Here is a 24630-nt window from a genome sequence, read left to right as displayed (position 1 = left end):
CGAAAGAGGTGTTTCGCCTCCCGGTTCATCAACGCCCGAGAAACCATGTCTTATATCGTGACAGCCTGTGCCGCCGTTCCGCCGCAATGCGGCCGCACGGGACGATCGATAGGGATTTCAAATCTTTAAGGGAGACGTCACATGAACCTTCACAAAACAACTGCCGCCGTTTTGATGATCGCCGCGCTGGCGGGCTGCGCGCAGACGGAAGGCCAGCAGCGGGCCGGAACCGGTGCGCTGATCGGCGGCGCCGGCGGCGCCCTCGTCGGCCAGGCCATCGGCGGCAACACCAAGAGCACGGTCATCGGCGCGGCCAGCGGCGCCTTGCTCGGCGCCGTCGTCGGCTCGGCCACCACCCCGCAGCGCCGCGGCGACCAGCTCTGCCGCTACCAGGACCGCTACGGCCGCATCTACACCGCGCCTTGCGACGACCGGTACTACAACGGCAATTATTGAATCACCGGCGGCCAGACCGCCGATCTCCCCCCTCGTGGGGGAGATGTCCGGCAGGACAGAGGGGGGCGCCGTAGAGCGCCGACCTCGGTCGCTGCCGAACTTTGAACATGGCCATATGTTTGTCGTCTAGGGCCCGGCTTGAGCGACCGCTCGTGATTTGATCGCCGTGCGATGAACACGGCAAGGCCGGCGGGACAGCGCCCCCCTCTGCCCTGCCGGGCATCCCCCCGCAAGGGGGGAGATCGGCGCTTCAGCGCCTCACCTCTCCTCCTCCCGTGCCGCCTTTTCCAGCGCCACGAGCTGCGCCTCGTCCAGCGTCAGGAACCCCATAATGTGCTGCACCACTTCGGCGCGCGCGTTGCTGAGCGCGCTGTGCAGCTCGAAGCCATTGGGGGTTCTGGTCCGCGCCATCCACTCGCCGTATGACGGGCGCCTGAAATAGCCGACCGTCGCCGCGAGATCGGCCAGCACCATTTCGCCGTCCTCGCCGGAGAACACGCGCAGATACGCCTTGACCAGCGCCTCGCGTGCTTTGGCGGGGCCGCCGTTTTGCGACGCGTGGGCGAAGCGTTTGCGGCTCATGCGCGCTGTCCGGCCGGCATCGCGCCCTGGGCGCCGGCATCAGGTGCCGGCCCATCGGCGGTGCCGCCCTGCAGCATGCATTGCAAGCCCTCGAGCAGGCCGCTGTCGCGCGCCTGCACGGCCGCCGGCACCGCGTCCTTGGCCACCTTGCCGGCGGTGGCGATCGCCGCCATGCCGGCCTGCGCCTGGCTGGCCTTGGCCCTCGCGTCGCGCAGGCCCGCCACCTCATCCTTGCGGCGGAAGATGCGCTGCGGGCTGCGGCCGGCGCTCTGCACGATCTTGAGCGCCTCGTCGCTGTCGATATTGTCCATCACATCAGGGTCGAACTGCGCCATCTGCATGGCCGTGGTCACCAGCTGGATGGTGTCGCGCGCTTCCGCCGAGCGGCGCAAGACATCGAGCGGACCGGTGAAGGTCGGCCGCACCGCCTTGCCCGCCAGGCTCGCCGGCGGCAGGAACCGGCTGTCCTCGTCATAGAGGCCCTTGTCCTCCAATATGCCGAGCTCGCGGTCGAGATTGGTGGCAAAACCCGCCTGGATGATCGAGCCCGACGGCCCCAGCAGCGCGCCCTTCTCCTCCTGGCGGATCAGCGCCTCGGTGGCGGTCATCTGCGGGTTCTGCACCAGGGTCTGGAACAGGTTGACGAACATCATGTCGCGGATCTCCTCCGCCCGGCTCGCCGCATAATCGAAGGCGTAGCTCGGGTTCTGCCCGGTGGTGATCGGCGCGATCAGCGGCCTGCCATTGTCGTCGATGAGGCCCGGATAATTCTCGCCCGGATCGAGCACCGGCACGTAGTCGAGCCTGGCCTTCGACGCCGTCGGCGGATCGGTGATTTGTTGCAGCGCGCGCAGGCCCGAGCGGCGGACCGCGTTTTCCTCGCGCACGGTCGTCAAGGCTTCGATGGTCGGCGAGATGCCATAGGCGTCGCCCTCGTAGCGGCGCCAGTTGAAGGCCGACACCGGGAAGGTGCGAAACCCGCTCTCGCGCACGATCTCCTCCTCGTCCTCGATGACGTGGTAGGAGGCAAAGGCGGCGTCGAGATAGCGGTAGCTTCCGCCCGAGCGGTACATGCGGCGCTCGTCACGCGGCTGGATGCACTGGATGAGCGCGATCTTCTCCTCGCATTTGGCGGGATCGTCGACCAGCGTCCTGATGCGCGCCGGCAGTTTTTCGTAGCCGAGCAGCTGCGCCGCCTGGCGCGCGGTGCGTTCGTAGCGGCGGTGGAAGATGTCGACCTGGCCCCAGCGGTTGCGCGAGAGATAGCCTTCCACCACCGGGATCGAGGCGTAGCGGATCAGCGTCGAACCGAACCCTTCCTCGGCATAGAGATAGGCCGGACCGTAGCGCACGACATTGCGCAGGCAGGCTTGCGTCGCCGGCACGAAATTGGAATTGGCGGAGTAGCGCAGCGAAAACAGGAAGTCGCGCAGGTTTTCCGCCCATTCCTTTTCCTCGTCGGTCTCCTCGTCGTCCATCTCGGCGGTGGTCAGCCCGTGCCATTTCTCCGACTGCGGGATGATCAGGCTTTCGAGCCCCGCGGCCAGCCGGTTGGCGGCCGAGTTTATGGTGTTGGCATAGACGCGGGCGCCGCGCCGCTCCTGCCGCTCGGCCTGGCTGTCGCCGCGGCGGGCGCCGCGCCCGGACAGGATATCGGGCGCATCGGGATCGCAGAACTCCGCCACCGCCTCCCACACGGGCTCGTAGGCGGCGCGCTCGCTCTCGAGTTCGGACTGGCGGGAAAGAATATCGCGGGCGCGGGAATCGCTGGTCATGGGGGCCTCGTTAAAACTGGGGGATCTCCCCCCTTGAGGGGGAGATGGCCGCAAAGCGGCCAGAGGGGGTCGGATCGACCGGGTTCGGCCTTCTGCAACAGAAGGAGGTTAGCGCTTCATGCGAGGCGACCCCCTCTGTCGCCTCCGGCGACATCTCCCCCTCAAGGGGGGAGATCGGCAGCTTCAGCCGACGATGTCATTCTTTTGCGCGGTTCTTGGTCTAGGAACGTCTCGCGGCGGGGTTTTGCAGGAGGTCGATGTGACGACGACAAGCCTTGCCGCCCTGAAGAACCAGAGCAAACGTACCGTTAAACGGCTCATCGGCTATGATTCCCGCAACTGGCTGCGCATCCGCCAGATCGAAGCCTTCACCACTTTCCTGACGGCCGCCAACCGCAAATCGCGCGACGTGATCGAGATCTCGCCCGGCTGGAACCGCTACTGGAAGGCGATGTGCCCCAACTATCGCTCGGTCGACTTCCCCGATTTCGACATCTGCAAGGATCGCACCGACGAGCAATATTCCATCGTCATCGCCGACCAGGTGCTGGAACATGTGCAGCGGCCGCAGGCGGCGGCGCGGAACATCCACGCCATGACCCGCGAGGGCGGCTGGGCGATGGTGGCGACGCCCTTCCTGTTTCGCGTACACGCCAGGCCGCACGACTACAACAGGTGGACGCCGGCCGGCCTGAAGCAGCTGATGGTCGATGGCGGCTTCGCCGAGGACAACGTCCAGGCGTTCGGCTGGGGCAACAAGGCCTGCGCCCGCGCCCACATAGGCGGCCCGGTCCGCGCCTACGGCCTGTGGCGGGACCTCAGCAACGACGAGGAATACCCGATGATGGTCTGGGCGTTCGCGAAGAAGGGATGAGCGGTGGAAGCTGCCAATCTCCCCCCTCGTGGGGGAGATTGGCAGCGTTCACCCGCCACGCCGCTTCACCAACCTTGCATGCCGTCTCCAATACCACCAGTCCAGCACGCGCCGGCGAAAACTGCGCTTCATCGCGGTCATGGTTACACCCCCAAAAGCACGCGGCGCTGGCCGGCGAGGCTGCCGGGCGCCAGATCGGTCTTTATGGTGCTGGCCGTGCCCTGGCGTTGTTCGAGCTCAGCCCGAAGTGCTGCTTCGCGCGCCTGCACGTCCTTATCCCCGGCCGTCGGCACTGCCGGCAGCGGCTTCAGTTCCGGTGGTTTTTGAAACAGACACATGGTTCCAGCCTTCTCTTGTCCAGTCGTAGAGGAAAAAATCTTCGCCGTTCCGGCCATATCCGGGCAGCAGGCAACGTTGCGTGGCGCCCAGCCGCGCAAGCCAGCGCAGCGCCAGTTCATTGCCGGCCAGCGCCCGCGCCTCGACCCGCCAGGCACCGCGGGCGGAAACTTGCGGACCGAGCACCGCGTGAAAGAACTCCGTAATCCCGGGCACGCAGCGCCTCATGCGGCGCGTGCCCCAGCTCCAGGCGATCCAAAGCCCGCTCCGCTGTTCGGCCGCGCCGAAGCCGACCTCCGGATTGCCGCCGAGCTCGGCCACATAGGCAAACCCTTGCAGCGCGGTGAGCGCCAGCAGCGCCGGCGACCAGTAGTCGAGCTGGCAATCGATCTCGGCGCGATCCTCGGGCCGCAAATTGGCGGCGATATAGGAGAGATCGCGCAGGGTCGCGGGGATGATGCGGAGGGTCATGCGGATGCCAGAGCCCGGGGGATAAGGTTCATCTGTGTGAGTGCCGCGTGAAAAATTCACGCCCTTGACCGGTCTCCTCTGCGGTGACCTACTTCGACCATAGAATGCGGGAGCAAAACATCGGTCATCCAATTGAAGGGAGACGGGCGAATGGACATTCGATCGGCGCTGACGCAGATATCTGAGGCCTTCAACGCGCACGATCTCGATCGGATCATGGCGTTCTTTTCCGACGACTGCATCCTGGAGATGCCGAGGGGAGGCAATCCTTGGGGCTCTCGTTTCGAGGGCAAGGAAAACGTACGGCAAGCACTGGCGACACGCTTTGAAGGCTTGCCCGATGTCCACTACGGCAACGCCGAGCATTTTGTGGATTCGACCGCCAATACCGGCATCTCGAAATGGATCCTCACAGGTACCACCCGCGAGGGGGAGAAAAAGGAGGTCAGGGGTTGCGACTTCTACACGTTTCGCGACGGCAAGGTGATCCGCAAGGATTCATATTGGAAAATCGTGGAGTAGGCCCCGCAGGGACATCGCAGCGCGGGCTATCGGGCCGGCGCCGGAGCGCCCGTTTCCTCCAGCGGGAATTGCGCTGCCGCGACGCTCCGAAGAGCCCTCCGCCCTCACCTGAACGCCCCCAGCGGATCGCTCTGCCCCTTCGCCCGTCTCGCAGTCCTGAACTCCGCCGGATCGACCACCGCTTCCCTGAGCATCATCACGCCATAACGCGTCGCCGCCATCAAATCGTCGCGAAGTTTGACCACCTGGCCGTCCTTGCGATGATAGAGCCGGAACTCCTCGAACCAGGGGACAAGCGTCGAAAACACCTTGAAGCGGCCGGACTGCATGCGGTCGAGCATCTCCATCAGCCCGGCCTCGACCGAGACCGAACCGTCGGGGAATTGCGCGTGGCGGGTCAGCATGTTCAGCCCATGCGCGGCATATTGCTTGGCGAGCGCGGTGCCCGCCCCTTCCAGCGTCTCGCGGCGGCCGTCGCGCGGCCACGCCCAGGGCAGCCATTCGCCCCAAGGCTTCAGGGTCAGCGCCTGCATGGCGGGAGTCTGCTGCGAGGCGCGCACTGCCTTGGCGACATAGACGACGTCGGCCTCCGTATCCCAGGCGAGCTCGACGGCGGCGGAAGGGTGATCCCAGCCGAAATCGAGCGCTCCGATGCGCGGCCAGTAGCGCGGCAGCCGGAACGGCGCGCAGGCAATCAGCTCCTCCGCCACCGGAAAGATGCGGCCGGACCCCAGCACCGGAATGCCCCGGGCGCGGGCCTCGCGCTCATGCGCGGGATAGGCGGCAACGATCGCCGCGCGCTCCTCGGGCGAATAATGCTCGGCGTCGTCTATGGTCATGAAGGTGACGTGACGGGACATGGGGGATCCTGAATCACTTTCGAGATAATCGATGTAACGTCTTGTGAAGGCTACGTTTTTCGGACCAAACGTCGCGCCGCCCCTCACCTGCCTGCCGGCATCCTCTCCCCGTATAGTGACGGGGAGAGGGGTGCTGTTGTCGACGGTTTCGCCAATCGCGAACGTTCAAGAATCGGCGCCGAGATTGCGGCCAGCTCCCTTCTCCCCGTCATTACGGGGAGAAGGTGGCGGCAGCCGGATGAGGCGCAGCGCCGACGAAGGCGAGCAAGCGCCAAGTGCGATGCCGCTCGTCCCCAATCAGTTTCTTCTCCATCACCCCTTCCCCATCCCTTCCACCTCCGCCGCGCTCAAAAACAGCAGCACCACATCGCTCATGCCGAGCAGCGGCGTGAAGGTGACGATGGTGATGCCGCCGGTGGCGTTGGTGCGGGTGAGGCCCTCGGAATAGATGTCGAGCGGCGGTTCCTCGTCGAACCAGACGCCGTGCAGCGTTTCGCCCTGCCATTTCTCGCGGCCTTTCTCGAAACTCTTGAACGACAGCACGCTCTCGCCGGCCTGAACATCGCCGCCGCCGCCATGGCGCACCACGACGCTGTCGAGCGCGCCCGGCGCGCCACGACCCATCATGGTGTCGACGATGGCATCGGCCGGGATCATGCCGGTGCCCCATTGCGCCTGCTGCTGCGGCGGGCCGACCAGCACGCGCTGCGGATTGTCGCGCGTGCCCTCGCCGGTAACGCCGGCGGCCCACAGCCGCACCGGCGCATCGAAAATTCTGCCTTGCCACCACGCGGGATAGCGGCCCGTCAGGTGCATGGCCCATTCGGCGCCGCCGGCGCGGGTCTTGCCGAGCTGGTTGCCGGCCATGAACAGCCGCTCGCGGTTGGCGGCGCCTGCCGCGTGAAACGCCGCCTGCCTGGCATAGGGCCGGTAGGCGGCAAGCTGGTTGGTACGACGCCTGCGGTCAAGCTCCGCCAGCAGCGCCAGATATTCCGTCCTCGCCGCCACCGGCGATGTCTTCGAGGAACGGTTTGACCGCGGCTTCGAGCGCGCGGATGCGGCTGCGGATCTCTTCATCACTCAGGGCATCCAGATGGTTGACGGCGACATCGAAATCCTTGGGCAGCACCGAAAGCACGATCTTCAAATACTGGTCAGGCTTGTCGGCCCGCACTTCGGCGATGACGCCGGCGCCATGGGCGCGGAAATCTGCGCGCACGGCGGCGAGAAAGTCGTCGCCCAGCGTTTTCTTCGGGCGTTTGCGGCGGGTCTCCGGCGCGGCCTCCGGGCTTGCGCTCCGGCTGGCGGCCGGCTTGCGCCCTTTGCCGCGCGCCGGCACTGCGGCGGTTTCGTCAGCCATGGCCCGTCACCGCCTCGGCATCGCCGGCCTTGGCCTTCGACGGCACGGACTTGACCGACCGGACCCGCTTCTTCTTCGAGCGGGTGGATTTCCTCCTGACGTTCCTGGCGCCCTTCGGCCGCCGGGCAGGTTTTGCGACGCCCGGCAGATCCTTCAGGCCCGCCATGGCGAGGCCGATGGCGCCGCTATGAATTGTCGCCTGCGGGAAAGCGAAGCCGCCGGCCGCGTCCCGAACCATGCCGATCAGCACGCCGGGCGCGACCTGCTCGATCCGGCCGAGCCGCGTCTGCGGTGCCGCACCCTCGAATTCGCCAATGGCGCTGACGACCTCAAGGCCGTCATCCCCGGTGATGATGGTGGCATAGCGTGGCATGGGATTTCTCGCGGACAATCGTCAGGTTCGAAACGTCGCATTCCTTCGCGTCCCCCTCTGTCCTGCCGGACATCTCCCCCACGAGGGGGAAGATCGCAGCTTCGGCGCCTCGCTTTTTTCTACAACGTTGGCGATTGGCGAAAGCCGGGACAACAGCCGATCTCCCCACCCGTGGGGGAGATGGCCGGCAGGCCAGAGGGGGGCGCCGTAGAGCGCCATCGTTCGAAGAGGAAAGCAAAACCAGAAACACAAAACCCGCCTCGGCGGCGGGTCATCGGCGCAACTCAGCACCATAGATAAAAACATAGCATAGTTGCCTTCACCCCGTCAACAGGTTTTAGGAAAAAGTTCCTTATCGGCTTTAGGCATCCCCGCGCAGCGAATGCACGCCTTCACGGCATGGGCGAACAGGATCAGCCCAACTAATGAACCGGGGCTTCGTCACAATCTCGCTGTGAAGGTCGCTAAGCGCGTTGAATGAAGATCCGCTCGAATATCGCGCCAATACCCAGCACGACCGGCGCTCTTGTTTCGGCGCGCCAGAATCAAAAACCCGCCTCGGGGGCGGGTCATCGGCGCAACTCAGCACCATAGATAAAAACATAGCATAGTTGCCTTCACCCCGTCAACAGTCTTTAAGAAAAAAATCCTATCTTGCCCGTCCCAGCGTGATCCTCCCCCGGCCTATCCGCTTTGTCAGTTGGGTGCTGGAGCATTGACCGCGAATTGCGCGGCGAACGCCCTGCCATAGGCGGGCCGGGCTTCGCCGCGGGCCACATAGGCAGCCAGGTTTTGATATTCGTCCAGAATGCCCGACATTCTGAGCCGCAGCAGCACAGATACCATCAACAGATCGCCCGCGCTGAACGCGCCGTCGAGCCAGTCGGCGCCGCCCAGATGGGCCGAGAGCCTGTCCAGCCGGGCGCGAACGCGGTCCTTCACCAATGGCAGGCGCTCCTCGCTCCAGGGCTTGTCGGCCTCGAATATTTTTGCCGTCGTCAGTTCGAGGATCGGCAGCTCGACGGTGTTGAGCGCGGCAAACATCCAGGTGATGGCGCGGGCGCGGGCATCGCGATCCTCCGGCAGCAGCCCCGGATACCGCTCGGCAAGGTGGAAGACGATCGAGCCGGTCTCGAACAGGCAGAGCGAACCGTCCTCGTAGGTGGGGATCTGGCCGAAGGGCTGAATGGCCAGATGGTCGGGCGCCTTCATCTCGGCATGGGAAACAAGACGAACCTCATAGGGCTGGCCCACTTCCTCGAGCGCCCAGCGAACGCGCGTGTCGCGCGCCAGTCCCTTGCCGCCGTCGGGCGACCGTTTGAATGCCGTAATGGTGATTGTCATTGCCTCCGCTTCCTTGCCTGTTTCCTGGGCTTCCTGGCGATGACGAACAAGCCTGCGCTGCAGCCCGACATCGGTCTTGAACTATTTTCCTTGCCGGGGGCGGATCGCGAATGGATGTCCGCGCGTTCTGAACGCCTATGCACGCCGCCTCAAAGTGACCTCGGTTTTGGGCGACATGCGTAGGCCGATACCTGCAAGTGCGTCGCACGGGCCCTGTTCAGCGTGACGCGCCTCACCGATGGGAGCAACCGCCATGAACGTCGCCAACCTGCAACTCGAGGGCCTGCTGATGGCCGTCGCATCGATCAACCACGTCCTGGTCAGGAAGGGCGTGCTGACATCAGAGGAGATCGACATCGCCCTGCGCAAGGCCGAAGCCGGCGAAACCAGCGAGGAGCGGTCCGAGGGCATGTCGGCGTCGAGCCGCGACGCCGTCAATTTCCCGATCCGGCTGCTGGAGCTCGCCAACCAGTGCCAGCCCGAAGCTGACATGCCGTCCTTTTCGAAACTGGCGCGCATGGTCGGCCAGATGAAGGAACCCTACAACGACCAGATGTAGCTACGCCCTGCCCGGCCATCCCGGATTGAGCGAAAGCACGCGGCCCGGCCCGTGCACGGCGGCGAACAGCAGCCCGGCCAGGAAGGAAAAATGGTCGACGAAGAAGCCGAATTCCGCCTGGTTGCCGGCCCAGTGGCTCGGTCCGTGGAAGGCGAAGCCGAGGAACAGCACGTAGACCGCCGCGACCAGCGCGGCCGGCGTGAAGAAGGCGCCGGTGAGGAAAGCGATCACCAGCAGCACCTCCAGTATCGCCGCGCACCAGGCCAGGAACAGCGGAAACGGAAAGCCGGCGGCGGCGATATAGCCGGCGGTGGCGCCCATGCCCATGAACTTGAACGTCACCGCCATTAGGAAGACGGCCGCGAAGATCAGGCGGGCGATGAGCAAGGCGGCGGTCTGCCACGGCGATTGGACGGTTGGCGACGGCATGGTTGTTCTCCCGTTTCGTTTGCTTGTCTTACCCAATTCCGGATGGAAACCGAACTTTCCTGGAATTGCTCCTAGGACGCGCCACGCACCGCGCATCCGACATATCCGCCGAAGTTTTTTCCGGATGTCGCGATCGGCGCCACATGATCGGGCCGCTGTCGCAAAAACCGGAGTCAGTTTTGCCGGCTCCTTGATAGAGGGGGCCGCATCGGCCCTGATGTATCTCTCCGCCATGCGCCTGGAGCCGGCCTGAGGCAGCGGAGCCGATATTCCGGTCCGTGATCGCCAAAGCGCGCAAAAGCCGCTATGGAACCAGCGGCGTCAAATGCTGTTATGTATGACCGCAGGGTCGCGCCGCGACGGCGGCGCGCCGGGGGTGGAAAGTGAGGCTCGGCATGGCGGACGACAAATCGAAGATCAAGCAGGATCGCAAGCTGGTTTCGAGCGAGGAAACCTATGAGGTTGCCGCTTTCGCCCGCAAATACGGCATCCCGCAGAGCGAGGCCCAGACCATCATCAAGCGCTACGGGCCCTCGAGGAAGAAGCTCGACAACCACATGGCCGCGCGCGGATAGCTCTGCGCGACCGGCGTTGGAAGCGTTGCCCGGGCAAGACCCCGGGCGCATTGCGGCACCGAATGGTTGGAGGCCACGGCCATGCCCGACACCGCGCGCAGAACCGGCAGCTGCCTTTGCGGCGGCGTGCAGTTCACCGTCAGCGGTCCGCCCCTGCGGGTGGGTCTCTGCCATTGCAAGGATTGCCGCAAGACCAGCGGCTCCGCCTTTGCCGCCTTCGCCATCTGGCCGCGCCAGGCCTTCGAGACATCGGGCATCCTCGGCACCTATGCCGGCCGCGGCTTCTGCCCGACCTGCGGCGGCCGTGTCGCCTCGCTCAGCGACGACGAAGCCGAGGTGATGATCGGCAGCTTGGACGTGGCGCCGACCGATCTCATGCCGGAGTACGAATTGTGGATCGGCCGGCGCGAATCCTGGCTGCACGCCTTGCCCGATACGCGGCAGTTCGAGCACGACCGGCCCGCCGCGCAGGCTCCCGGCCCGCCGCCGCCGAGGCCGCTGTCGGACGCAGCTCCCGGCGGCTGAAAATTAGTCGAAAAGTTTAGCGGCTGCGACGGAACCCCGGAACGGCGGCCGGCGTTATCGGGCGCCTCAGTTTCAATGGAGATCGCCGTGAACGACAAGTTCTTTCCCCGTCCGGTCAGGCTGAAGGTCGGACCGGCCCGCGAGCGCGTGGTGCGCAGCGCCTGGGAAGGCCTGGAATGCCTGCGCGACTGGCCCGGCAAGCACGGCCGGCGCTACCGCGCCGCATGGCGCAGCTGCCGCGATGCCCTCGATGGCTGGACCCCGGCCGAGAAGGCGATGCGGGCCATGATCGATGCCGGGCGCGAGGCGGAATTTCTGCCCGGCAACGGCAAATCCTGAAAGCCTGCCGCCTCAAGGGGCGGTTCGGAACCCGATAGCTGCATCGCGGCAAGCCGCCGGCTACTGTTTCGGCGGCTGCGGCGGCACTTCACCCGGTTTGATCACCGGCGTCTTGCCTTCGTTGGGCGCCGGCGCGGCCATGCCCTGGTCGCCTGTCGGCGGCGGCTTCAGCACGCCGCCGCAATCGTTCAGCGTCTCGGTCAGCGTGTTGTCGGTCGGCTGCTGGTTGCCGTCGGGCTTGGCCCGGCATTTTTCGCTGGGCGCCTGCTTGTCGGGGTTCTGCTGCTCGGCCTGCGCCAGCGCCGCGGCGGGCGCGGCGAGCATCAGGCTGACGGACATGATGGCGAGAAGTCTCATCTCGGCCTCCTTTCCAGGTTGGGCCGCCCTCACCGGCCGCCCAATAGTCGATGGCGTGCCTTCGATAGGCTTGCCTCAATAACCGCCGACGATCGGCAGGATTTCGCCGGTGATGTAGCTGGAGCATTGCGGCGAAGCCAGGAACACATAGGCCGGCGCGATTTCCTCCGGCTGGGCGGGCCGCTTCATCGGCGTCTTGGCGCCGAACTGCGACACGTCCTGCGCCTCCTTCTCCGACGGATTGAGCGGCGTCCACACCGGCCCCGGCGCCACCGCGTTGACGCGGATGCCCTTGCCGACGAGGTTGCCCGACAGCGCCCGGGTGAAGGCATGGATGCCGCCCTTGGTCATGGAGTAGTCGACCAGGTCCTTCGATCCCTCGATGCCGGTGACCGAACCGGTGTTGATGATGGCCGAACCCGGCTTCATGTGCGCCACCGCCTCTTGCGCCATATGGAAGTAGCCGTAGAGGTTGGTCTTCAGCGTGGTGTCGAAATGCTCCTCGGTCAGGTCGGCGAAATCGGTGGAATGGATCTGGAAGGCGGCGTTGTTGACCAGCACGTCGAGCCGCCCCAGTTCCTTGACGACCCTTGCCACGGCCTTGGCGCAGAAGGCGCGATTGCCGACATCGCCGCGCAAGGCGAGGCAGCGGCGGCCCTCCGCTTCGACCGCTTGCTTGGTCGCCTCCGCGTCACGGTCCTCGCTGAGATAGACGATGGCGATATCGGCACCCTCGCGCGCGAACAGCACGGCCACCGCACGGCCGATCCCGGAATCGCCGCCGGTGATCAACGCCGCCTTGCCTTCCAGCTTTCCCGAACCGCGCCAGAACGGCGCGTCATAGAGCGGCGCCGGCTCGATGGCCCATTCCTCGCCGGGTTTGGGATGATGCTGGGCGGGAAAAGGCGGCGCGGGATATTTTCGCGCGCCGGCCTGCATGGCGCCGTCGCCCTTGGGCTTGGCCTTGGCGCGGTCCTTGGCGTCGACCTTGCGCTGGATGCTGCGCTGCTTGCTGGTTGCTTTCGAACTGTCGCTCTGGGTGCTGGTCGGCATGGTCATCTCCTCTGTGTTTGGACCGGAGACATCCCGAACCTCCTCGCGCAACGCGCGGAACTGTTCGCGATGTCTTCGGTCCAAACGCTCTGCTCGCAGGGACAACGCATGTCGGCGGAAAAAGTTGGCGGCTTTCGCAGGCGCGCATTGCAACCGCTCGCGTCCTGCCGCCGTTTCGCCTGCCGGAGGCAATCATGTTCGAAGGTTTTCAGACCCTCGAGGTCGACTGCGGCGACGCCCGCATCTTCGCCCGGCGCGCCGGCGACGGGCCCGCCGTCCTTCTGCTGCACGGCTTTCCGCAGACGCATCTGATGTGGCGCGACGTGGCGCCACGCCTGGCGGACCGGTTCACCGTCATATGCGCCGACCTGCGCGGCTATGGCGCCAGCTCATGCCCGGCGTCGAGCGCCGATCACGCCCCTTACGCCAAGCGCGCCATGGCCCGCGACATGGTGGCGCTGATGGCCGAGCTCGGCTTTTCCAGCTTCATGGTCGCCGGCCATGATCGCGGCGGGCGTGTCGCCTACCGCCTCGCGCTCGACCATCCCGACCGCGTCGAAAGGCTTGCCGTGCTCGACATCGTGCCCACCGCCGACGCCTGGGACCGGGCCGACGCCAGGCTGGCGCTCGGCTATTGGCCGTGGTCGTTGCTGGCGCAGCCGGAGCCGCTGCCGGAAAAGCTCCTGGCCAGTGCGGCCGACGCGATCGTCGATGATGCCCTGGGCGGCTGGGGCTCGTCGCCAGAGACATTTTCCGCCGGCGTGCGCCAGGCCTATGTCGAGGCCCTGCGCGATCCCGCCCATGCCCATGCGATCTGCGAGGAGTACCGGGCGGCCGCGATGCTCGACCGCGGGCACGACCATGCCGATCGCGCCGGCGGCCGGCGCATAGCCTGCGCGGTGCTGGCGCTGTGGAGCGGGCAAGGCGCGCTCGCCGAATGGTATGCCGGCGAAGGCGGACCGCTGGCCTTGTGGCGCGGCTGGGCCGGCGATCTGCGCGGCCATGCGGTCCAGGGCGGGCATTTCTTTCCCGAAGAAGCACCCGCGCAAACGGCCGCCGAATTGAGCGCTTTCTTCGCCGGCCCCGAAACCGCCGCCCGAGAGGGCAATGTTAGGAAAAGTGCCTAGCGGTTTCCCACCTAGCGCTTTCCCTGGGGAATCGCGTCGAACTAACGCCTGGAGCGGCTCAGCGGGAACCTTCTCAGCCGGCCGCGACCAAGGGAATTGGAACCACATCCTTGGCTGCGCAGTTGCAGGGGCATCGGATGAACCCGGGAGCAGAGCCATGCCACGTGGAGAAAAATCGAAATACACCGACAAGCAGGAGCGCAAGGCAGACCACATCGCCGAGGGCTACGAGCATCGCGGCGTGTCCGAGAAGGAAGCCGAGCGCCGCGCCTGGGCCACCGTCAACAAGGATGATGGCGGCGGCAAGAAGGAGGGCGGCTCCGGCCGCGGCAAGCACACCGGCCATCCCGCCGCGCACAAGGGCGGCGAAAAGGGCGGCAAGGCTTCCGCCTCGCGTTCGGCCGCGAGCCGGTCGGCATCGGCCAGGAAGGCAGCCGCGACCCGCAAGCGCAACGAAGCGCACGCCCATTGATGCGCGGGGCGACCGGATCGCGAAATTCTTATGCGCCTTGCCTGCCCTCGCCCGGGCCGCTCTTGATCAGATCGCCGCCCGGCGGATCATCGAAGTTCGGCTCGGCCGGATTGTCGGACGGCGGTCTTTGCGGACAGTCCTCGTAGCCGTGGTCGCGGCCGCCGCAGAACGAACAGCACATGGCTTCGCGCTCCCTGTTCCCGGGCGGCCATCGCGGGGTCTGGTAAGGCTTCCTGCCGAGCATGCCCAGCAATGCGCGAGGCGCGATTTGGTTGCGCGCCCGCGCCGTCCCTGGCAAGAGAAGACGCCGGCTGTTGCGCAACCGCCAGACAAAGTGCGAATCTCCCCGGTATGCCGCGACCAGGCGCAAACCGCCCGGCGTTGCGGATCATGCCTTGGAGAGACCGCCATGTCCGTTCGAATACTGTTGCCGACCGTGGCTGCCATGCTTGCCGCCACCGGCCTGGCCGAAGCCCGGCCCGACAGCCGCGCCATGAGCTGCGCGCAGATCCGCGCCATGATCCAGAGCCACCGCGCCGTCGTGCTGACCACCGGCCCCAACACCTATGACCGCTATGTCAGGCAGTTCGGCAATGAATGCGATTGGCCCGAAGTGCCGATGTCGGCCTATATCCCGGCCCGTGACGGGCACTGTCCGGTCTACCGCTGCGAGGAGCCGGTCAACAATTTCCCGAATTGACCGGTCGGCCAGGCGCCGGCATCGACGTTCGGGGATTGCCGCATCCCTGCCTGAAACCATTCCGAGGGGCCGGCGTTGACGCGTGGGGTGGCCGCCACAGGAGATGCCCATGACCGTCAACTGCCGCGTATCCATCGACAACCGGCCTCAATCGATCGAGGCCGTTTTCCAGGCCGTGCCCCGGATCGGCGAGAGCGTTTCGCTGTCCGTCGACGGAAACGCCCAGGACCTGCGCGTTTCGCGTGTCGTGCATGTGCCCGACGGCTCGCTCGAAGGGGCTGCGATCATCGTCGAGGTGACGGGCAACATCCTGTAGTCGCCTGAATCCGCAAATGCGGCGCGCCTTGGCCACGGCGGATCGGCAGCGGCAGCTTTCAGATGCCTAAGCCGATCGTCTGGCCGGCGTCTTCCATAGGGTGCTGCGGCACAATGATCGACGCCAGCGGCGCATTCAGCGTCCATCTGAAATAGCCGGGCGAGCGCTCGATCACGGCGGACCCGCCGAGCGACTGCGGCGCCACCCTTTGCAGGACAACGGTGCCGAACCCCTTGCGCGTGGTGTCGTCGCGCTCGTCGCCGCCGCTATAGGGGGGCGACCGCTCCTCCCAGACAAGTTGGAATTCGCGTTCGGCCAGAGCGTCGTCGCTCATGCTCCAGGTCACCTCGACCCGGCCGGAATCGCTGGCGAGCGCTCCATACTTGGACGAATTGGTGCCGAGCTCGTGGAAAGCCATGCCGAGATTCTGCACCGCATTCGACTGCAAGGTCAGCAGCGGTCCCGAAAGCAGTATCTGCTCCTCGCGGCCGAACGGTTTGAGATGTTCCTGGACCAGGTCGAACAGGCTGGCTCCCGCCCAGTTCGAGGTGACCAGCAGATCGTGCGAGCGTGACAGCGCCATGATGCGGGCGCGGATCATCTCCTCGAACTCGCGCGGGTCCTGCGAGCGCTTGCTGGTTTCCCTGACCATCGACAGGATCACCGCGAACTGGTTCTTGACGCGATGGTTGACCTCGCGCATCAGCATCTTGATCCGGCGCTCGTTCTCCCTGCTGGCACTGATGTCGCGGGCGATCTTCGAGGCGCCGACGATCTCGCCGCTGGCGTTCCTGATCGGCGACACCGTCAGCGAGACGGCAATGAAGGTGCCGTCCTTGCGCTTTCGCGTCGTCTCGTAGCTCGCCAGGCGCTCGCCGCGGCGGACCTTGGCGATGATCTCGGTCTCCTCGTTCTTGAGGTGATCGGGGATGAGCATCAGGATCGACTGGCCCACCGCTTCCTGCGCGCTGTAGCCGAACATGCGTTCGGCCGCCTGGTTCCAGCTTTTGATGATGCTGTTCAGGTCCTTGCTGATGATGGCGTCGAAGGAGGAATCGACGATCGCCGCCAGCTGCGCATCGGCCGTTGCGTCCTGTTTTTCACCGCTTGCTATGTCAGCCATTGCCCCGCCAGGTGTCAGCCTATAGCCACTAGATAACGCGTGCGCCGGACAAGGCAATCACGTTGAAGCAGCCTGCTGCTTCAACTTCATCGAAATCGCCTCGCCGGCTGGAGTGATCGAGGGGAAGGTCGTTCCGCAGATCAGGGCGGCCGGCATCGGAGACGCCAGCGACCATACAAACGGTTTTCGAGCACCAGGACAGAGCGGACATTCAAGTCGATGGGCACCGGAAGCGCGGAACCCGTCCTTGCGGGCCGGCATCACCTGAATGTCACCGCGCCTCAGTCAGAATGGCCGTCGCCCACATTGCCGTTGCCGCCTGGGGTGGACAGCAGTCCGAAGTCCTGGGACTTGACGCCCTGCTCCGCCGCCAGGAATCCGTCCGAGGCGAGGCCACGCCGCAAGAGCTCCCTGACCGCGGCCGAGCGGCTCGGCATGCGCTTGTCGAAGCGCCAGTTCTCCAGTGCCGCCAGTTCGTCGGCGGTCAGCATGACCTGCAAGCGTTCAGGACGTTCCAGTTCAGTCACGGCACTTCCTCGCACAACCGAATACGTGAATGAGTATCTGTCTCATTCCACTAATAATTAGGATAGCAATCCTAACACGTCAAGGTCGGCAAATACGCGACCTCCCCATCCTGCTCATGATGGCTATAAAGCGTCGGGCGCGCCTTTGCGTAACCATGCTAACTAACTGATATATATCGAGTATTTTCAGATTTCCGCTTGCCACACACCGATGCGAGGCGCATGCTACAAAGGCAAAACCAGTCCAGGAGGTTTCCATGCGGTATGACTACTCGACGCGGTTGCGCGATGACGTTCAATCCGCGGTCACCACGGCTTTCAGGACGTACGGCATCGTCAACATCACCGCGGTGGCCGAACGGATCAGGCTCAGGAACCTCGACGAAAACGTTGCTCTCGAGGACGTCGAGCACCTGGTCCTGGCGGCCGCCCAACTGCTTGGCGCCGCCATCGAATTCGAGGGCCTGACCATGATCGACCGCCTGCCGGACGCTCATGTCAACGGCCGCCCCGGCGGACCGGCCCCTGCCCTGAAGCGCCTCGTCTGAACGGATTTGAGGCGACGCGCCAAGTCATTTCGGGCGACCTGCATCAGGGCTCCGGTGGCCGGGCGAGCCCGCTGGACGCGGCCTACCTGTGGAAATTGAGCGCGCGCGCTATATGGTGTTGAATTCCCCTCCGGAGAACACGCCATGACGCTCGACACACGCAAGCTCGGCAGCCAGGGGCTGCGGGTTTCTGCCATCGGCCTCGGCTGCATGGGCATGAGCCAGTCCTACGGCCCGGCCGACGAAGCCGAATCCATCGCCACGCTGCACCGCGCCATCGAACTCGGCTGCACCTTCCTCGACACCGCCGAGGTGTATGGCCCTTACGCCAATGAGGCGCTGCTCGGCCGCGCCTTGAAGGGCAAGCGCGACCAGGTGACCATCGCCACCAAATTCGGCTTTCGCATCGAAAATGGCCGGCAGGTCGGCACCGAACGCGACAGCAGGCCGCAAACCATCAGGGCGGCGGTTGAAGGGTCGTTGAAGCGGCTCGCCACCGACCATATCGACCTTCTCTACCAGCACCGTGTCGACCCAGCCGTGCCGGCCGAGGATGTCGCCGGCACGGTCGGCGAACTGGTCAAACAGGGCAAGGTCCGCTTCTTCGGCCTGTCGGAGGCGGGAGCCGCGAACATCCAGCGGGCGCACGCCGTGTTTCCGGTCTCGGCGCTGCAGAGCGAGTACTCGCTGTGGGAGCGCAATCTCGAGCCGGAAATCATTCCCCTGCTGCGGCAAACCGGCATCGGCCTGGTGCCGTTCTCACCGCTCGGCCGCGGCTTCCTGACCGGCGGCGCCAAGCGCGCCGAGGACTATCCGGAAGGCGATTACCGCCGCGGCGACCCGCGCTACCAGGGTGCGAACTATGACGCCAATGTCGAGGCCGCCGCAAAGGTCCGCGACATCGCCGCCGCCAAAGGCGTCAAGCCAGGGCAGATCGCGCTGGCCTGGCTCCTGGAGAAGGGCAACGTCTTCAGTGTCGACATCGTGCCGATCCCCGGCACCAAGCGGATCAAATATCTGGAAGAAAATGTCGCCGCTGCGTCGCTGAAACTGGAGGCCGCCGAGATGGCGGCGCTCGACGACGCGCTGGCCCCGGGGAAGGTCTCCGGCCCGCGCTACGGCGACCGCACCATGATGATGATCGACCGATAGGTTCGCACGTCGCCGGTGAATCGGGCCTATTCCACCGGTGCGGGCTTTTGCCGAGGATCGGGCCGCAACCGCTGGTGAAGTTCCCTGCCGGCGTGCAGGGTCCGGTCCGCCAGCGCGGCGAGTGTTCCGCGCAAGGTCCTTGTTCCCAGCACCGAATCCAGCGTCACCGACTGGGTCGCGAAGCGCCGCTTGAAGTCCTCGCCGCCGCACAGGAAGTCGATCATCGTCAGCCCTCTGTCGATCGACCACTGGATGTAGTCCATCATCAGCACCATGCCGGGAGACGCCCGTTCGACATCCGGATCGTAGGTCGTGACGAAGGCCATCATCGTGTTGCGCTGGACGAAATTGATCGAGACCGCCACCACCATCCCGGCGCATTCCAGCACGAAGACATGCAGGAGCCCTTCCCTGGCCAGCACCGCGACCAGCGCGGCCAGGGCCGGCGACCCCTCATCGAACAGGTTGGATTCGTGTCCGCGCGCGGCGAGCCATTTGCGCTTGAACTCGGCGAGCCTGTCGAGGACGGGCTGCATCGGCTCGTCCGGCGACATGAGGCGGAACCGCACTTCGCCGCCTTCCTCGAGGAATTTGCGGCCACGGCGATAATTCTGGCGCATCTTCTTCGTTTGTTCCCCGAACCAGTCCGCGCCCGTACGCCATGGCCCGGCGACCCGGAAGCTGGTTTCGCTGCGGCGGTTCGGGCGCAGCGCCATCTTGGGCGCCGAAGCGGGAGCAAGCAGCGTGCGCATCGCGGCGTCCGGCAGCAGGCGGTTCAGATAGACGAGATCGAAGCCGCCCGCGGCCGAAATTTCCTGCCATAGCGCCGCGACCGCCGCCGGATCGCAGTCCGGCGCGACCAGCACGTCGCCATAGTCGCTGTGGTCCTTGGCAGCCCATTCCAGGACGTTGACGCCCTTGCGCCGCACCGTCGCCAGCGGGATGACGGAGTCGATCCGGTCACCGTTCCAGACGAGGCCGATCCTGAGACCACGCAGCTCCCGGTCCGGGGCCGTCTGCCACCACGCCGTGACCCAGGCGTGGCTTTGAAAGATCAGCCCCTCCGCCCGGCGCCACAGCTCCGTCCAGGCCGGCCCGACCGACGCGAGGCGCTCCTCGGAGGTGACGATCTCCAAAGCGCCGGCCTTCGGGCCCTCGATCGCGGCGTGAGCGTTCATGGCTGCGGGCTCCGTGTCGGCTCGGACGAAGCGCGGCGGCGAAACCGCCGGGCGATGTGCCCCCACATCTTCTTGAGCGGCAGCACGTAAAGCCCCGACAGGGATTGATAGTCGCGCGCGCCGCGTTCCATCAATCCGAACCTGAAATCCTCATCGGGCTTGGGCACGCACAACGTTCCGAATAGCCGGTCCCAGAACGAGAACAGCAAGCCGAAATTCTTGTCGTAGTGCCTTGGATCGACGCTGTGGTGCAGTTGGTGCCAATGCGGGCACAGCACGATGTTGTTGAGCGGCCCGAACGATATCTTGAAATGGGTGTGCCTGACGAAATCCATCATCAGGATATTGCGCATGACGTAGACGTTGACGCCGAAGATCGTCACTTCGACGAGGTTAAGCGACAAAAGGGTCCAGATGCCGAAGCAGATCCCAGGTATGACGCCGTCCCAGGCGCGGTTCATGAGCTCGTCGAGCGGATGAACCCTATCCTTGGTGATCCCGACCATCACCTCCGCCGAGTGATGCACCTTGTGCAGTTCCCACAGGAACGGGAAGCGGTGCTGGGCCACATGGTACAGGTAATAGGATATGTCGTAGGCGATCAGCATCGTCACCGTGAAGATGACGATCGTCACCGCTCCCGGCGGTCCCGGCAGCAGCGGCGGCTCGATCTGGAGGAGTGCCGCCAGCGTCCGATTCGTCGCGTAACCGACGGCGACGACGAAGGTCACGCCCGCGGGCAGCATCAGGAAGGGCATAATCGCCTTGCGGGTGATCCAGAAAAGCAGGTCCGCCCGCGCCGAGGGGTGCGTGACGATCTCGTTGGGAAAGACGAAATCGAAGAATTCCCTGAAGCTCTTGCGCTCCGCCGTCCGCCAATAGGCGATCAGGGCGCTGCCCAGCGCGGTCAGCAGCAAAAGGCCGGCCGCAATCAGGCTGGAGCCGGACAACTTGTCCAGGATCCTTTCGATGATGCCGGCAATCGACATGGGCCCACTCATTTATGCAACCGAAGCTTGACTTGCAGGAGGCGATTGACCTGACTGGCCGGGCAAGCCGCCACGCCGTCAGGGCTCTCGATCATTTCACCGTCACCCTAGTCGAGAATCCATAGCGAAAGCTTAAGCTAATTAAAAACAATGAATCCGCTAAAAAGCCCGCTATATATTGCCGAATTCTGAATAAAACTCCTAAAATTGACAGCAAAGGACCGGCAGCGCTTGGCGTGGAGATCGCAACTTCGGGGAATCGCCGGGTGATCGTGCCGGTCCCGAGCTCGCCGGCCCGCGGCCGGGCTGCCAAACCCCTCCCAAGCTTATTTCCCGGCGCCCGGCTGCTTGTTGAAGATCGCTAGCAGGTCCATCGGCAGCGGAAACACCACCGTCGACGAGCGCTCGCCGGCGATGTCGTGCAGCGCCTCGAAATAGCGCAGTTGCATGGCCTGTGGCTCCTGCGCCAGCATCTTGCCGGCCTCGACCAGCTTTGCCGCCGCCTGCTGCTCGCCATCGGCGTTGATCACCTTCGCGCGCCGCAGCCTTTCAGCCTCGGCCTGCTTGGCGATGGCGCGGACCATGTTCTCGTTGAGGTCGACATGCTTGATCTCGACATTGGACACCTTGATGCCCCATGCATCGGTCCGCTGGTCCAGGATCTCCTGGATGTCGCTGTTCAACTTGTCGCGCTCGGCCAGCATCTCGTCGAGTTCGTGCTTGCCGAGAACCGAGCGCAACGTGGTCTGCGCGAGCTGGTTTGTCGCGGCCATGAAGTCCTCGACCTGGATGACGGCCCGCTCGGCGTCGACGATGCGGAAATACAGCACCGCGTTCACCTTCACCGAGACATTGTCGCGCGAGATCACGTCCTGCGGCGGCACGTCCTGGACCACCACGCGCAGGTCGACCCGCACCATCTGCTGGACGAAGGGGACGAGGAGGATGAGGCCGGGGCCCTTCACCCCGGTGAAGCGGCCGAGCGTGAAGACCACGCCGCGCTCATATTCCCGCAGGATGCGAATGGCGGCGGACAGGAAGATCAGCACGATGAGGGCGAGCACCAGATAGGCGACGTAACCGATGATCATTGCCTTGCTCCATTGTTCCTGCGCCGGACCGTCAGCACGAGATCCCTGACGTCGGCCACCTCGACGCTGTCGCCGGGGGCGAGCGGTTCATCGGCTTTCGCCCGCCAGCGCTCGCCCTGCGCGAGCACATGGCCCTCGCTTCCCGACCAATCGAGGATCCTGGCCGGCAGCCCGTGCATGGCCTGCGCGCCGACACGCGGCAGGCTCCTGCGCGCCCTCCACAGATAGCTGCCGGCCAGCAGCGCCAGGCCAAGCGTCAGCGCCGCGGCGGTGCCGATGAGCGCCCACGACATCTCGAAGCCGGGGCCCTCGACCTTGAGCAGCATGGCGGCGCCGAGCAGGAAGGCGGCCACGCCTCCGAGCCCGAGCACCACGGTCGGGTTGAAGGCCTCGATGACGAGGAAGGCGATGCCAAGCAGCATCAGGGCGAGGCCGGTATAGCTGATCGGCAGCAAATTGAGGGCATAGAGCCCGAGCAGCAGGCAGATGGTCCCGATCACGCCGGGCGCTACGGCGCCTGGGCTGGTGAACTCGAAGACGAGGCCGTAGACGCCGGCCAGCATCAGGACGACGGCGATGTTGGGATCGGTGATGACGGCGAGAAGCCGGATCAGCCAGCCGGGATCGAGCGTCTCGACCGCCACGCCCTTGGTCGCCAGCACCTGTTGCTTGCCGGCCACCTCGACCGTGCGGCCGTCGGCAAGCTGGAGCAGCTCGGCCGTGTCGCGGGCGACGAGGTCGACTACATGTGCCTGAAGTGCCGCATTGGCGGAAAGGCTGGCCGCTTCGCGCACCGCCTTTTCGCCCCAGTTGGCATTGCGGCCGCGCAGTTCGGCGAGCGAACGGATCAAGGCGACCGCGTCGTTCGTCACCTTGGTCATCATCGCGTCGCCCGCCGGAGGCCCGGTGGCATTCTTCTGGTCGCCCTTGTCCTTCTCGTCGCCACCGGGAAGGGACGGCAGCCCGCCAAGCTCGACCGGCGTGGCGGCGCCCAGATTGGTGCCGGGCGCCATCGCCGCGACATGGGTGGCATAAAGGATATAGGTCCCGGCACTTGCCGCGTGCGCGCCGGCGGGCGCGACATAGCCGATGACGGGAACCGGCGAGGCAAGGATATCGGCGATCATCTCGCGCATCGAGGTGACCAGCCCGCCCGGTGTATCGATCTCGAGGACAACCGCTTCGGCGTGCCGTTCGGCGGCGTTCGCCAGCGCTTCGTTGAGCTGCCTGGCACTCGCCGGGCCGATGGCGCCGTCGATCACGACGCGCAACGCGACCTTCTCCGTAGCCTCCGCGGTCACGGGAGAGTGACTGGCGGCCGCGGCGGCCATGAAAGCCGCTGCAAAAACCGCCATCCGCGCGAGGGTCACGCTCAAAACTCCCTGGATTACGCAGGATATGCTGTGCAGGATATGGCGTTCGGTCCGTCGAAATCCATGGCCTGGCCTCAGATTGCAAGCCGGCGACCCTGCCCTTCGCAGCCGGCGGCAAACGCAATGGGCAGACGTTCAAAGCCGGAAGGGGCCCCGCTCGCGCGCCGGCCCCGTCCTTGGTCAGCGGTCACGCATGTGCGTGCGGGTGACGGACGTCCCAGACGGCCCAACCCGATACGGCAACCACCAGCACGCCGAGAATGACGTGGGTGGCCATCGCATTCGTGTTCGCCATGAATTTGAGCAGCCAGGGCGACACGATCAGCCAGAGCCCGAGAACGACACCTACCCATTCCTCCCACTCGGCGAAGGCGGCAAGCGCCGCCACGGCCACCGCGCCCAGCACGACGCCGACAATCCAGGCGTTCCATGCGGGAGCGGTTTCAGCAGCGAAGCCGATTATCCAGGGTGAGATAAACAGGCAGACGGCAAGGACCAGATTGAGCCAGTCCTGGCCTTTCTTTCCTTCCATGAGTGTATTTGCCATGACAACCTCCATAGATGAAGCTTGGCCAAAGCGTTGTATTCGCGTGCAAACGCACGCTTAATGGTTGATGTAACTATGCCTCACATGGCCTTCAAGGCCCGCCCCGCGCGGGGTCGCCTTGGCATCGATCGAGTTCCTCCACCCGATTGGGATCAAGCCGGGACGGGCCACATCAAGGCAAAACCACCCGCCTCTTGTCGGCGCATTCTAGAACGTGATCTTCACCGAGGCGGCACTGCGGTTGGCCGCCCCGTGATGCACCGCTTCGATGTTGTTGCCGTCCGGGTCGAGAAGGAAAGCGGCGTAGTAGCCGGGGTGGTACCGGCGTTCACCCGGCCCGCCATTGTCCCTGCCGCCGCCGTCCAGCCCAGCCTTGTAGAACGCATCGACCATGGCGCGATCCTTCGCCTGGAATGCCAGGTGATGGCGACCGGTCAACTCTCCCCGGGCCGCGCGGCTGTCGGCGGTTGAAATGAAAAGCTCGTCGGCCCAGAAATAATCGGCGGCGCTGCCGCCGATCGGAATATCGAGCACTCGAAATACTGCTTCGTAAAAGCGGCGGCTGGCGGCGATGTCCCTGACCACTAGCTGGATATGATCGATGAGCCGGCCGCGATGCAGTTCTTCCATGCAAGCTCTCCTCTCGCCAACGGCTCGAATCTAGCTTCGCATGATCCGGCGTCAATGCCCCGCCGAA

General features: G+C 65.2%; 33 protein-coding genes and 1 pseudogene. 13 read left to right on the top strand and 21 right to left on the bottom strand.

Annotation, left to right across the window (positions count from 1 at the left end):
• Positions 1-141 precede the first annotated feature (141 nt).
• A complete protein-coding gene (locus FJ972_RS13685) occupies positions 142-456 on the top strand; it encodes a YMGG-like glycine zipper-containing protein (RefSeq protein WP_140521524.1) in 315 nt (104 codons plus the stop codon).
• Between the two features lie 258 nt (positions 457-714).
• Here FJ972_RS13685 and FJ972_RS13680 read toward each other — a convergent pair whose 3' ends face one another.
• Complete coding sequence (locus FJ972_RS13680) at positions 715-1038, bottom strand: hypothetical protein (RefSeq protein WP_140515949.1); 324 nt, start codon at positions 1036-1038, stop codon at positions 715-717.
• Positions 1035-2813 (bottom strand): portal protein, encoded by a 1779-nt coding sequence (locus FJ972_RS13675; RefSeq protein WP_140521523.1) that lies wholly within the window; start codon positions 2811-2813, stop codon positions 1035-1037. Before FJ972_RS13675 ends, FJ972_RS13680 begins: the two co-directional genes overlap by 4 nt.
• A 259-nt stretch (positions 2814-3072) precedes the next feature.
• Between FJ972_RS13675 and FJ972_RS13670 the strand changes: the two genes are divergently transcribed.
• Positions 3073-3687 carry a class I SAM-dependent methyltransferase gene (locus tag FJ972_RS13670; RefSeq protein ID WP_224519113.1) on the top strand — a complete coding sequence of 205 codons (615 nt, stop codon included), beginning with the start codon at positions 3073-3075 and terminating at the stop codon, positions 3685-3687.
• A gap of 143 nt (positions 3688-3830) precedes the next feature.
• Here FJ972_RS13670 and FJ972_RS30155 read toward each other — a convergent pair whose 3' ends face one another.
• Entirely contained in the window at positions 3831-3956 is a 126-nt protein-coding gene (locus tag FJ972_RS30155) for a hypothetical protein (RefSeq protein ID WP_263486360.1), read from the bottom strand.
• 4 nt (positions 3957-3960) lie between these two features.
• Positions 3961-4494, bottom strand: coding sequence for a hypothetical protein (locus tag FJ972_RS13665; RefSeq protein WP_140521522.1), 534 nt, complete (start codon positions 4492-4494; stop codon positions 3961-3963).
• 150 nt (positions 4495-4644) lie between these two features.
• Between FJ972_RS13665 and FJ972_RS13660 the strand changes: the two genes are divergently transcribed.
• Positions 4645-5016 carry a nuclear transport factor 2 family protein gene (locus FJ972_RS13660; protein ID WP_140521521.1) on the top strand — a complete coding sequence of 124 codons (372 nt, stop codon included), beginning with the start codon at positions 4645-4647 and terminating at the stop codon, positions 5014-5016.
• Between the two features lie 104 nt (positions 5017-5120).
• On the opposite strand, the gene FJ972_RS13655 is transcribed toward FJ972_RS13660, so the two are convergent.
• The 5 genes and pseudogenes from FJ972_RS13655 to FJ972_RS13635 all read right to left on the bottom strand — a co-directional run bounded on the left by FJ972_RS13655 (position 5121) and on the right by FJ972_RS13635 (position 8953).
• On the bottom strand, positions 5121-5876 hold the full coding sequence (locus FJ972_RS13655; protein ID WP_140499972.1) for a terminase large subunit domain-containing protein: 756 nt from the start codon (positions 5874-5876) through the stop codon (positions 5121-5123).
• A gap of 348 nt (positions 5877-6224) precedes the next feature.
• Positions 6225-6953, bottom strand: a pseudogene (locus FJ972_RS13650) (terminase large subunit domain-containing protein); the annotation flags it as partial.
• Complete coding sequence (locus tag FJ972_RS13645; RefSeq protein WP_140521519.1) at positions 6841-7236, bottom strand: hypothetical protein; 396 nt, start codon at positions 7234-7236, stop codon at positions 6841-6843. The gene FJ972_RS13645 and the pseudogene FJ972_RS13650, both read right to left, overlap by 113 nt.
• Complete coding sequence (locus FJ972_RS13640) at positions 7229-7609, bottom strand: hypothetical protein (protein ID WP_140521518.1); 381 nt, start codon at positions 7607-7609, stop codon at positions 7229-7231. The genes FJ972_RS13645 and FJ972_RS13640 overlap by 8 nt, the downstream gene beginning before the upstream one ends.
• Positions 7610-8305: 696 nt before the next feature.
• The gene (locus FJ972_RS13635) at positions 8306-8953 is read right to left on the bottom strand and encodes a glutathione S-transferase family protein (RefSeq protein ID WP_140499977.1); all 648 of its coding nucleotides are present in this window, start codon (positions 8951-8953) and stop codon (positions 8306-8308) included.
• A gap of 253 nt (positions 8954-9206) precedes the next feature.
• On the opposite strand from FJ972_RS13635, the gene FJ972_RS13630 reads away from it, so the two are divergent.
• On the top strand, positions 9207-9512 hold the full coding sequence (locus FJ972_RS13630) for a hypothetical protein (protein WP_140499979.1): 306 nt from the start codon (positions 9207-9209) through the stop codon (positions 9510-9512).
• Here the strand turns inward: FJ972_RS13630 and FJ972_RS13625 are convergent, their stop codons facing one another.
• Positions 9513-9941 (bottom strand): DoxX family protein, encoded by a 429-nt coding sequence (locus FJ972_RS13625; RefSeq protein ID WP_140515969.1) that lies wholly within the window; start codon positions 9939-9941, stop codon positions 9513-9515. It lies immediately after the preceding gene.
• 395 nt (positions 9942-10336) lie between these two features.
• On the opposite strand from FJ972_RS13625, the gene FJ972_RS13620 reads away from it, so the two are divergent.
• The 3 genes from FJ972_RS13620 (at position 10337) to FJ972_RS13610 (ending at position 11380) form a co-directional block, all read left to right on the top strand.
• Positions 10337-10516 carry a DUF3606 domain-containing protein gene (locus tag FJ972_RS13620; RefSeq protein ID WP_115144153.1) on the top strand — a complete coding sequence of 60 codons (180 nt, stop codon included), beginning with the start codon at positions 10337-10339 and terminating at the stop codon, positions 10514-10516.
• Positions 10517-10597: 81 nt separating this feature from the next.
• Positions 10598-11041, top strand: coding sequence for a GFA family protein (locus tag FJ972_RS13615; RefSeq protein WP_140521517.1), 444 nt, complete (start codon positions 10598-10600; stop codon positions 11039-11041).
• A gap of 87 nt (positions 11042-11128) precedes the next feature.
• The gene (locus FJ972_RS13610) at positions 11129-11380 is read left to right on the top strand and encodes a DUF982 domain-containing protein (RefSeq protein ID WP_140499984.1); all 252 of its coding nucleotides are present in this window, start codon (positions 11129-11131) and stop codon (positions 11378-11380) included.
• Positions 11381-11440: 60 nt separating this feature from the next.
• On the opposite strand, the gene FJ972_RS13605 is transcribed toward FJ972_RS13610, so the two are convergent.
• Both FJ972_RS13605 and FJ972_RS13600 read right to left on the bottom strand, forming a co-directional pair.
• A complete protein-coding gene (locus FJ972_RS13605; protein WP_140499986.1) occupies positions 11441-11737 on the bottom strand; it encodes a hypothetical protein in 297 nt (98 codons plus the stop codon).
• 75 nt (positions 11738-11812) lie between these two features.
• Complete coding sequence (locus FJ972_RS13600; protein WP_140499988.1) at positions 11813-12790, bottom strand: SDR family oxidoreductase; 978 nt, start codon at positions 12788-12790, stop codon at positions 11813-11815.
• Positions 12791-12984: 194 nt separating this feature from the next.
• Here FJ972_RS13600 and FJ972_RS13595 point away from each other — a divergent pair, with 194 nt between their 5' ends.
• Both FJ972_RS13595 and FJ972_RS13590 read left to right on the top strand, forming a co-directional pair.
• Positions 12985-13917 carry an alpha/beta fold hydrolase gene (locus FJ972_RS13595; RefSeq protein ID WP_140521516.1) on the top strand — a complete coding sequence of 311 codons (933 nt, stop codon included), beginning with the start codon at positions 12985-12987 and terminating at the stop codon, positions 13915-13917.
• A 157-nt stretch (positions 13918-14074) separates the two neighbouring features.
• Entirely contained in the window at positions 14075-14389 is a 315-nt protein-coding gene (locus tag FJ972_RS13590; RefSeq protein ID WP_140515975.1) for a plasmid stabilization protein, read from the top strand.
• A 28-nt stretch (positions 14390-14417) separates the two neighbouring features.
• Here FJ972_RS13590 and FJ972_RS13585 read toward each other — a convergent pair whose 3' ends face one another.
• Positions 14418-14570, bottom strand: a complete 153-nt coding sequence (locus tag FJ972_RS13585; protein ID WP_181173439.1) for a hypothetical protein — start codon at positions 14568-14570, stop codon at positions 14418-14420.
• 228 nt (positions 14571-14798) lie between these two features.
• On the opposite strand from FJ972_RS13585, the gene FJ972_RS13580 reads away from it, so the two are divergent.
• On the top strand, positions 14799-15089 hold the full coding sequence (locus FJ972_RS13580) for a hypothetical protein (protein ID WP_140521515.1): 291 nt from the start codon (positions 14799-14801) through the stop codon (positions 15087-15089).
• A gap of 109 nt (positions 15090-15198) precedes the next feature.
• The gene (locus tag FJ972_RS13575) at positions 15199-15405 is read left to right on the top strand and encodes a hypothetical protein (protein ID WP_140515979.1); all 207 of its coding nucleotides are present in this window, start codon (positions 15199-15201) and stop codon (positions 15403-15405) included.
• Positions 15406-15463: 58 nt separating this feature from the next.
• On the opposite strand, the gene FJ972_RS13570 is transcribed toward FJ972_RS13575, so the two are convergent.
• On the bottom strand, positions 15464-16528 hold the full coding sequence (locus tag FJ972_RS13570) for a sensor histidine kinase (RefSeq protein ID WP_140521514.1): 1065 nt from the start codon (positions 16526-16528) through the stop codon (positions 15464-15466).
• Between the two features lie 281 nt (positions 16529-16809).
• On the bottom strand, positions 16810-17055 hold the full coding sequence (locus FJ972_RS13565; RefSeq protein WP_140499998.1) for a hypothetical protein: 246 nt from the start codon (positions 17053-17055) through the stop codon (positions 16810-16812).
• A gap of 257 nt (positions 17056-17312) precedes the next feature.
• On the opposite strand from FJ972_RS13565, the gene FJ972_RS13560 reads away from it, so the two are divergent.
• A complete protein-coding gene (locus tag FJ972_RS13560; protein WP_224519116.1) occupies positions 17313-17603 on the top strand; it encodes a hypothetical protein in 291 nt (96 codons plus the stop codon).
• Positions 17604-17747: 144 nt separating this feature from the next.
• Positions 17748-18755 (top strand): aldo/keto reductase, encoded by a 1008-nt coding sequence (locus FJ972_RS13555; protein ID WP_140521513.1) that lies wholly within the window; start codon positions 17748-17750, stop codon positions 18753-18755.
• 26 nt (positions 18756-18781) lie between these two features.
• Here the strand turns inward: FJ972_RS13555 and FJ972_RS13550 are convergent, their stop codons facing one another.
• The 6 genes from FJ972_RS13550 to FJ972_RS13525 all read right to left on the bottom strand — a co-directional run bounded on the left by FJ972_RS13550 (position 18782) and on the right by FJ972_RS13525 (position 24563).
• Entirely contained in the window at positions 18782-19933 is a 1152-nt protein-coding gene (locus tag FJ972_RS13550) for a GNAT family N-acetyltransferase (RefSeq protein ID WP_140521512.1), read from the bottom strand.
• Positions 19930-20922, bottom strand: a complete 993-nt coding sequence (locus FJ972_RS13545) for a sterol desaturase family protein (RefSeq protein ID WP_140521511.1) — start codon at positions 20920-20922, stop codon at positions 19930-19932. Before FJ972_RS13545 ends, FJ972_RS13550 begins: the two co-directional genes overlap by 4 nt.
• Positions 20923-21248: 326 nt before the next feature.
• Entirely contained in the window at positions 21249-22013 is a 765-nt protein-coding gene (locus FJ972_RS13540; protein WP_140515988.1) for a slipin family protein, read from the bottom strand.
• A complete protein-coding gene (locus FJ972_RS13535; protein ID WP_226880585.1) occupies positions 22010-23383 on the bottom strand; it encodes an NfeD family protein in 1374 nt (457 codons plus the stop codon). The genes FJ972_RS13540 and FJ972_RS13535 overlap by 4 nt, the downstream gene beginning before the upstream one ends.
• A gap of 190 nt (positions 23384-23573) precedes the next feature.
• Positions 23574-23933 carry an SPW repeat protein gene (locus FJ972_RS13530; protein WP_140500009.1) on the bottom strand — a complete coding sequence of 120 codons (360 nt, stop codon included), beginning with the start codon at positions 23931-23933 and terminating at the stop codon, positions 23574-23576.
• Positions 23934-24140: 207 nt separating this feature from the next.
• Positions 24141-24563 carry a VOC family protein gene (locus FJ972_RS13525; RefSeq protein ID WP_140500011.1) on the bottom strand — a complete coding sequence of 141 codons (423 nt, stop codon included), beginning with the start codon at positions 24561-24563 and terminating at the stop codon, positions 24141-24143.
• Positions 24564-24630: the final 67 nt, after the last annotated feature.

Origin of the sequence: Mesorhizobium sp. B2-1-1, from assembly GCF_006442975.2 — a bacterium.
GTDB lineage: Bacteria > Pseudomonadota > Alphaproteobacteria > Rhizobiales > Rhizobiaceae > Mesorhizobium.
This window is presented reverse-complemented; position numbering and strand designations above follow the sequence as displayed.

Excerpts from the sequence above, each read along its gene's own strand:
- FJ972_RS13685 (WP_140521524.1), top strand. The coding sequence starts at position 142 with ATGAACCTTCACAAAACAACTGCCGCCGTTTTGATGATCGCCGCGCTG.
- FJ972_RS13680 (WP_140515949.1), bottom strand. The coding sequence starts at position 1,038 with ATGAGCCGCAAACGCTTCGCCCACGCGTCGCAAAACGGCGGCCCCGCC.
- FJ972_RS13675 (WP_140521523.1), bottom strand. The coding sequence starts at position 2,813 with ATGACCAGCGATTCCCGCGCCCGCGATATTCTTTCCCGCCAGTCCGAA.
- FJ972_RS13665 (WP_140521522.1), bottom strand. The coding sequence starts at position 4,494 with ATGACCCTCCGCATCATCCCCGCGACCCTGCGCGATCTCTCCTATATC.
- FJ972_RS13660 (WP_140521521.1), top strand. The coding sequence starts at position 4,645 with ATGGACATTCGATCGGCGCTGACGCAGATATCTGAGGCCTTCAACGCG.
- FJ972_RS13655 (WP_140499972.1), bottom strand. The coding sequence starts at position 5,876 with ATGTCCCGTCACGTCACCTTCATGACCATAGACGACGCCGAGCATTAT.
- FJ972_RS13645 (WP_140521519.1), bottom strand. The coding sequence starts at position 7,236 with ATGGCTGACGAAACCGCCGCAGTGCCGGCGCGCGGCAAAGGGCGCAAG.
- FJ972_RS13640 (WP_140521518.1), bottom strand. The coding sequence starts at position 7,609 with ATGCCACGCTATGCCACCATCATCACCGGGGATGACGGCCTTGAGGTC.
- FJ972_RS13635 (WP_140499977.1), bottom strand. The coding sequence starts at position 8,953 with ATGACAATCACCATTACGGCATTCAAACGGTCGCCCGACGGCGGCAAG.
- FJ972_RS13630 (WP_140499979.1), top strand. The coding sequence starts at position 9,207 with ATGAACGTCGCCAACCTGCAACTCGAGGGCCTGCTGATGGCCGTCGCA.
- FJ972_RS13625 (WP_140515969.1), bottom strand. The coding sequence starts at position 9,941 with ATGCCGTCGCCAACCGTCCAATCGCCGTGGCAGACCGCCGCCTTGCTC.
- FJ972_RS13620 (WP_115144153.1), top strand. The coding sequence starts at position 10,337 with ATGGCGGACGACAAATCGAAGATCAAGCAGGATCGCAAGCTGGTTTCG.
- FJ972_RS13615 (WP_140521517.1), top strand. The coding sequence starts at position 10,598 with ATGCCCGACACCGCGCGCAGAACCGGCAGCTGCCTTTGCGGCGGCGTG.
- FJ972_RS13605 (WP_140499986.1), bottom strand. The coding sequence starts at position 11,737 with ATGAGACTTCTCGCCATCATGTCCGTCAGCCTGATGCTCGCCGCGCCC.
- FJ972_RS13600 (WP_140499988.1), bottom strand. The coding sequence starts at position 12,790 with ATGCCGACCAGCACCCAGAGCGACAGTTCGAAAGCAACCAGCAAGCAG.
- FJ972_RS13595 (WP_140521516.1), top strand. The coding sequence starts at position 12,985 with ATGTTCGAAGGTTTTCAGACCCTCGAGGTCGACTGCGGCGACGCCCGC.
- FJ972_RS13590 (WP_140515975.1), top strand. The coding sequence starts at position 14,075 with ATGCCACGTGGAGAAAAATCGAAATACACCGACAAGCAGGAGCGCAAG.
- FJ972_RS13585 (WP_181173439.1), bottom strand. The coding sequence starts at position 14,570 with ATGTGCTGTTCGTTCTGCGGCGGCCGCGACCACGGCTACGAGGACTGT.
- FJ972_RS13580 (WP_140521515.1), top strand. The coding sequence starts at position 14,799 with ATGTCCGTTCGAATACTGTTGCCGACCGTGGCTGCCATGCTTGCCGCC.
- FJ972_RS13575 (WP_140515979.1), top strand. The coding sequence starts at position 15,199 with ATGACCGTCAACTGCCGCGTATCCATCGACAACCGGCCTCAATCGATC.
- FJ972_RS13570 (WP_140521514.1), bottom strand. The coding sequence starts at position 16,528 with ATGGCTGACATAGCAAGCGGTGAAAAACAGGACGCAACGGCCGATGCG.
- FJ972_RS13560 (WP_224519116.1), top strand. The coding sequence starts at position 17,313 with ATGCGGTATGACTACTCGACGCGGTTGCGCGATGACGTTCAATCCGCG.
- FJ972_RS13555 (WP_140521513.1), top strand. The coding sequence starts at position 17,748 with ATGACGCTCGACACACGCAAGCTCGGCAGCCAGGGGCTGCGGGTTTCT.
- FJ972_RS13550 (WP_140521512.1), bottom strand. The coding sequence starts at position 19,933 with ATGAACGCTCACGCCGCGATCGAGGGCCCGAAGGCCGGCGCTTTGGAG.
- FJ972_RS13545 (WP_140521511.1), bottom strand. The coding sequence starts at position 20,922 with ATGTCGATTGCCGGCATCATCGAAAGGATCCTGGACAAGTTGTCCGGC.
- FJ972_RS13540 (WP_140515988.1), bottom strand. The coding sequence starts at position 22,013 with ATGATCATCGGTTACGTCGCCTATCTGGTGCTCGCCCTCATCGTGCTG.
- FJ972_RS13530 (WP_140500009.1), bottom strand. The coding sequence starts at position 23,933 with ATGGCAAATACACTCATGGAAGGAAAGAAAGGCCAGGACTGGCTCAAT.
- FJ972_RS13525 (WP_140500011.1), bottom strand. The coding sequence starts at position 24,563 with ATGGAAGAACTGCATCGCGGCCGGCTCATCGATCATATCCAGCTAGTG.